Annotated in this window: 6 protein-coding genes and 1 pseudogene; 5 read left to right on the top strand and 2 right to left on the bottom strand. The window is 58.9% G+C overall.

Annotation, left to right across the window (positions count from 1 at the left end; genetic code table 11):
• Positions 1-100 precede the first annotated feature (100 nt).
• Positions 101-340, bottom strand: a complete 240-nt coding sequence (locus Q0526_RS06670; RefSeq protein ID WP_298731838.1) for a methionyl-tRNA formyltransferase — start codon at positions 338-340, stop codon at positions 101-103.
• Between the two features lie 246 nt (positions 341-586).
• Positions 587-703 (bottom strand): annotated as a pseudogene (locus tag Q0526_RS06665) (DUF4867 family protein); the annotation flags it as partial.
• 291 nt (positions 704-994) lie between these two features.
• Between Q0526_RS06665 and Q0526_RS06660 the strand changes: the two are divergent.
• From Q0526_RS06660 to Q0526_RS18790, 5 genes are all read left to right on the top strand, one after another.
• The gene (locus Q0526_RS06660; protein WP_298731836.1) at positions 995-2,398 is read left to right on the top strand and encodes an MATE family efflux transporter; all 1,404 of its coding nucleotides are present in this window, start codon (positions 995-997) and stop codon (positions 2,396-2,398) included.
• The gene (locus Q0526_RS06655; RefSeq protein WP_298731834.1) at positions 2,395-2,973 is read left to right on the top strand and encodes a cytidylate kinase-like family protein; all 579 of its coding nucleotides are present in this window, start codon (positions 2,395-2,397) and stop codon (positions 2,971-2,973) included. The genes Q0526_RS06660 and Q0526_RS06655 overlap by 4 nt, the downstream gene beginning before the upstream one ends.
• 212 nt (positions 2,974-3,185) lie before the next feature.
• Positions 3,186-4,931, top strand: a complete 1,746-nt coding sequence (locus Q0526_RS06650) for an ABC transporter ATP-binding protein (protein WP_298731832.1) — start codon at positions 3,186-3,188, stop codon at positions 4,929-4,931.
• The gene (locus Q0526_RS18795) at positions 4,921-5,577 is read left to right on the top strand and encodes an ABC transporter transmembrane domain-containing protein (protein WP_366522042.1); all 657 of its coding nucleotides are present in this window, start codon (positions 4,921-4,923) and stop codon (positions 5,575-5,577) included. Before Q0526_RS06650 ends, Q0526_RS18795 begins: the two co-directional genes overlap by 11 nt.
• A 12-nt stretch (positions 5,578-5,589) precedes the next feature.
• On the top strand, positions 5,590-6,248 hold a 659-nt coding region (locus Q0526_RS18790), incomplete at its 3' end, for an ABC transporter ATP-binding protein (protein WP_366522041.1).

The following is a 6,248-nucleotide window of genomic DNA, read 5'->3' as shown; positions in this document are numbered from 1 at the left end:
GCCCCTATGGGGCCGTTTTGCAAACCCCACGTTCAACGTGGGGTTATGATTTATGTTGCCCCGTCCGTCACGGCTTGCCGACGCAAAGGTCAGGAAGGGGTTAGCGTAATTTGAATTCCTCTTTTAGAAGATTTACTAGAAATGTCGCAGTTTCTTTGTCAAATTGAATTGATTGGCTGACCCTTCCGGGGGTTTCACGATCGATGCGCCCATACGTATCAATCTGTACATACTTTTCGTCATCCATCTCGAATACTGTATAGGTTGCGTGTACTTTCTCATGGATGGTGTTGCGGTTTTTCTCGATCCTCTTAATGCTATCCAGACTGATTTGAGCCATGGTTATACCTCTCCATTCTGATTTTTTTCTGCGCTGCCTTTGGCAATCGAGTATAGTGGCGGTTGCTGTCAGCGGGGGCGACCTTGTGGAAAACGAGGATACAGGAACCATTCCGTTGCCGTCCGGCTCCTGTGTGCTTCAATGCGGTTTCGTGACGTTCGGTTAAAGTAAATATTTAATTAAGTATATCAGATAAGAGGTATAAGGTAAAGCTTCGGCTTTAAAGTAAAGCGCGGCAAAAGGCCGTTACCAAAGGCGGATGTTTTCTCCGGTCAGGCCCACAAAGGCGCCTGCTGCGGCTTCGGAAGAATCGGGATGAGCCAGCAGCCATTTGTTTCTGGCCCACAACAGTGCGCCTTCGCCACCGGCACCGATCTTTCGGATTGGGTCAGTTTGGAAAACGGCACGGTCAGCTTCTCCTTGGCGGATGCCGCCGCAGCCATTGGGTGGCGGACCGGGCAAAAAGGCGCGCCCCTCGGGGCATCTGCGCAGAACACCGGTCCCCAAAGCGGCCTTTTTTGTTCAAAACTGCCTTTGCACCCCGGGGCAAAATCCGGTATACTGTAACTACCAACGTGTGGCCTTGCTGCGTAATTCCGGTTGCGTAGCAGGGCCGCACGTTATTTTTTTGCAAGAAAGGCGGAACCGTTTTTTATGGAATCTTCAAACCAGTTTTTGGGCACCCAGCCCGTGGGCAAGCTGATGGGCCGGTATGCGGTGCCCTGCATCATCTCGCTGCTGGTGGGCGCGCTGTACAACATCGTGGACCAAATCTTCATTGCCAACGCCAGCTATTTGGGCTCCTACGGCAACGCGGCCAACACGGTGGTGTTCCCCCTTACGGTGGCGGCGCTGGCCATCGCGGTCATGGTGGGGGATGGCTGCTGCGCCTTTGTCAGCCTTTGTCTGGGTCAGGGCCGGCAGGACACCGCCAAACACAGCGTGGGCAACGCCATCGAGATGAGCGTGGCCGCCGGTGTGGTGCTGACGGCCTTGTACCTGCTGTTTCAAACGCCCCTCATCGCCCTGTTCGGCGGCACCGTCAACGAACAGACCTTTGCCTGCTCGCAGGAATATTTCTTCTATATCACTCTGGGCATTCCCTTTTATATGTTTGGGCAGGCCATGAACCCTGTCATCCGCGCCGACGGCAACCCCGCGTTCGCCATGGGCGCCACGCTGGCAGGCGCCTTGGTGAACATCGTGCTGGACCCGGTGTTCATCTTCGGCCTCCGCTGGGGTATGATGGGCGCCGCCGTGGCCACCGTGCTGGGGCAGGTGCTGACCGCAGCGCTGTCGGTGTGGTACATCCTGCATATGAAGACCATCCGCCCCGGACGGCGGGATTTTCTGCCCAGCCGCACGGTCTGCGTCAAGACGCTGGGGCTGGGGATCACCAGCTTTTTGTCCCAGATCTCGCTGGTGGCGGCCATGGCGGCCATCAACAATATGCTGCGGCAGTACGGCGCGGTGGACCCCATCTTCGGGCAGGCCCAGTACGCCCAGATCCCCATGGCGGTGGTGGGCATCGTCATGAAATTCTTCCAGATCATCATTTCGGTGGTGGTGGGCATGGCCGCCGGCTGTATCCCCATCGTGGGCTTCAATATGGGCGCCCGGCATCTGGACCGGGTGCGGGCCCTTTTTACCCGGCTGCTGCTGGCCGAAGTGGCGGTGGGCGCCGTGGGCTTTGTGCTGGCGGAGTTCTGTCCCAGGCAGCTCATCTCGATTTTCGGCGCCGCCAATGAGAGCAGCTACTACACCGACTTCGCCCTCAAAGCCTTCCGGGTCTACCTCTGCCTCATTATTCTGGCCTGCATCAACAAGGCCTGCTTCATCTTTTTGCAGGCCATGGGCAAGGCGGTGGAATCCACGGCGCTGTCCATGATTCGGGAAGTGGTGTTCGGTGTGGGCTTTGCGCTGCTGCTGCCCCGCTTTTTCGGGCTGGACGGCGTGCTCTACTCGATGCCGGTGTCGGACCTGCTGACCTTCCTTGTGGCGCTGGTACTGATCCGGCAAACCTATCAGGAATTGGGAAAAAAGGAGGAATCTGTATGAAACATCGCATTTTGACCATCAGCCGGGAATTTGGCAGCGGCGGGCGGACCATCGGCAAGACGGTGGCCGGGCAGTTGGGCCTGCCCTGCTACGACAGCGAACTGATCGAAAAGATCGCCGTGGAAAGCGGGTTTGCCCCGTCCTATGTGCAGGCCGCCGAGGAAGCCGCCCCGGCGGGGCTGCTGGCAGCCTTTTCCGCGAACCGGGCCTTCGGCCCCACCAACGAGGACCTGCTCTGGCAGGCCCAGCGGCAGGTGATTTTGGACTTGGCGGCGCAGGGACCCTGCGTCATCGTGGGGCGGGGCGCCGACTACATCCTGCGGGACAAGGCGGACTGTCTGACCGCCTTTATCCATGCCGACAGGGCGTTCCGGGCCCGGCGCATCGTGGAGGTATACGGCGAGCGGGACCAAGCCCCCGAGGCCCGCATCCGGGAAAAGGACAAACGCCGGGCGGCTTGGCACCGCTTTTACACCGAGGAAAAATGGGGCGATGCGAAGAACTACCAGATTTGTCTGGACAGCGGTATTTTGGGCATCGACCGCTGCGCGGAACTGCTGCGGATGCTGTATTGAACAAAAGAACCGAAAAAGAAAAAAGCCGCCCCGCATCGGGCGCAGGGGACGGGGTCAGCCAAGACGGTCGTCTTGACAAAAAGCAGCCTGTGGGTCTACAATCAAAACAGACAATTTGATAAGACCCAAAACAGACGAGTAGTGTGTATCACGTAAATCCAGTTGATGCCGCTGCTCGTCTTTTGCTTTTTGGGAAAGGGGGAAGTGAAACGATGATCCGACAACTGTCCCGCAGTATTCGGGAATACAAGACGGCCTCGCTGGTAACGCCGCTGCTGGTCAGCGGCGAGGTGGTCATGGAATGCCTGATACCGTTTCTCATCGCCAGATTGGTGAATGAGGTCAAAAGCGGCTGCGATATGACCCGTATGCTGCGCTACGGCCTGCTGCTGGTGCTCATGGCGGCGCTGTCGCTGGCCTTTGGGGCACTGGCGGGGTGTACCTGCTCCAAGGCCTCCTGCGGGCTGGCCCGCAACCTGCGCAAAGACATGTTTTACAGCATTCAGGACTATTCCTTTGAAAATATCGACCACTTTACCACCTCCTCGCTGGTGACCCGCATGACCACCGACGTCACCAACGTGCAGAACGCCTACATGATGATCATTCGCACCGCCATCCGGGCGCCGCTGATGCTGGTGTTTGCCTTTGCCATGGCGTTCCGCATGGGCGGGCGGATGGCGTGGATCTTTCTGTTCGTGGTGCCGTTCCTCGGCGTAGGGCTGGCGCTGGTCACCATCAGGACAATGCCGCTGTTCAAAAAGGTGTTCCGCAAATACGACCGGCTGAACCGCTCTGTGCAGGAAAACATTCAGGCCATGCGGGTGGTCAAGTCCTTTGTGCGGGAATCCTACGAAGAGGAAAAGTTTGCCGAAGCCGCGGGGGATGTCTGTACCGACTTCACCCGGGCCGAGCGGATTCTGGCACTGAACAGCCCCATGATGCAGTTCTGCATCTATGCGGTCATGGTGTTTGTGCTCTCCTTCGGGTCCTATACCGTCATCACCACCCGTGGGCTGGCCTTGGACGTGGGGCAGATGTCGGCCCTGCTCACCTACAGTTTTATGATGCTCAACAGCCTGATGATGGTATCCATGGTCTTTGTGATGATCACCATGGCCGGGGAGTCGGGCAACCGCATTGCCGAAGTCCTCTCGGAGCGCAGCACTCTGGCCGACCCGGCCGAACCGGTAAGAACGGTGGCCGATGGGTCGGTGGATTTCGACGGGGTCAGCTTCAAGTATGCGGCCTCGGCCCGGCGGATGGTTTTGCAGGACATCGACCTGCACATCCGCTCGGGGGAAACCCTCGGCATCATCGGCGGGACCGGTTCCTCCAAATCCTCTCTCATCCAACTGATTTGCCGCCTGTACGATACGACCGAAGGCTGCGTCCGGGTGGGCGGCGTGGATGTGCGCCGTTACCATCTGGAGACCCTGCGCAATCAGGTGGCGGTGGTCCTGCAAAAGAATGTGCTTTTTTCCGGCACCATCAAGGAGAATCTGCGCTGGGGCAATCCCCACGCCACCGACGAGGAGCTGGTGGAAGCCTGCCGTTTGGCCTGCGCCGATGAATTTATCCGCACCTTCCCGAAAGGGTACGATACCTACATCGAGCAGGGCGGCACCAACGTGTCCGGCGGGCAGAAACAGCGGCTTTGCATCGCCCGGGCGCTGCTCAAGCGCCCCAAGGTGCTGATTTTGGACGATTCCACCAGCGCGGTGGATACCAAGACCGATGCGGCCATCCGCAAGGCGCTGCGCACCTGCCTGCCCGATACCACCAAGATCATCATTGCCCAGCGCACCGCCTCGGTGGAGGACGCCGACCGCATTCTGGTGCTGGACGGCGGGCGCATCCACGGCATGGGCACCCATGCCCAACTGCTGCGCACCGACGCCATTTACCGGGAAATCTATACATCCCAGAACAAGGAGGGCACCCAGATTGAAGAATAGTTCTACCGGGGCCTGCTGCGTGCGGCTCCTCAAAACCTTGCTGGGGTTTTATCCCGTGCTGCTGCCGGTGACCATCGGCTGCATCGTTTTCAATGCCATTGTGGGGTCGCTGCCCTCGGTCTTTATGCAAAAAGTCATCGCGCTGGTGGAGCAAAGCTGGCAGGACGGCGTCTGGCACGCGGTCAGCGGGCAGATTTTGCGCCTTGTGGGGCTGCTGGCGGTGTTCTATCTCTTGTCGCTGGCGGCGGGGCTGGTGTTCAACCAGCTTATGGCCATCATCACCCAAGGCGCCCTGAAAAAGCTGCGGGTCAAGATGTTCGGCGGTATGCAGCGGCTGCCCATCCGCTATTTCGACACCCACAACCACGGCGACATCATGAGCTACTACACCAACGACATCGACACCCTGCGGCAGATGATCTCCCAGAGTTTTCCCCAACTGCTGGTGTCGGTGGTGACGGTGGTGACGATCTTCTGCATCATGGTATACTACTGCCTGTGGCTGACGCTGGTGGTGCTGGCGGGGGGGGCGCTGATGACGCTGCTCATCAAAAAAATCGGCGGCGGTTCGGCCCGGTATTTCTTCCGCCAGCAGACCGCGCTGGGCAAGGCCGAGGGCTTCATCGAGGAGATGATGAACGGCTAGAAGGTCATCAAGGTGTTCTGCCACGAAGCGGAGAGCAAGGTCGCCTTTGATGCCCTCAACGACGCCTTGTTCGAGGAATCGGAAAAGGCCAACCGCTACGCCAACACGCTGGGGCCTATCCTCAACAATATCGGCAACGTGCTGTACGTATTGGTGGCCGTAATTGGCGGGGGGCTGCTGCTGGCAGGCGCCCCCAACCTGAGCGTATCGGGGCTGGCCCTCAATATCAGCATCGTGGTGCCGTTTCTCAATATGACCAAGCAGTTTGTGGGCAACATCAATCAGGTGTCCCATCAGGTCAATGCGGTGGTCATGGGGCTGGCGGGGGCCCAGCGCATCTTTGACCTTATGGACGAAGCCCCGGAGGAGGATGACGGCTATGTGACGCTGGTCAATGTGCAGCAAAATGCCGACGGTACCCTGACCGAGGTCGCCGAACGCACCGGCCTGTGGGCTTGGAAACACCCCCATCAGGCGGACGGCACCGTGACCTATACCCGGATGCAGGGCGATATGCGGCTGGAAGGGGTAGACTTTGCCTACACGCCGGACAAACCCGTGCTGCACAACATCACGCTGTATGCCAAGCCGGGGCAGAAGGTGGCCTTTGTGGGGGCCACCGGGGCGGGCAAGACCACCATCACCAACCTGCTCAACCGTTTTTATGATAT

Source organism: uncultured Subdoligranulum sp. (assembly GCF_937890665.1).
Note: the sequence above shows the minus strand (reverse complement) of the source record. Positions and strands in the feature narration are given on the sequence as shown.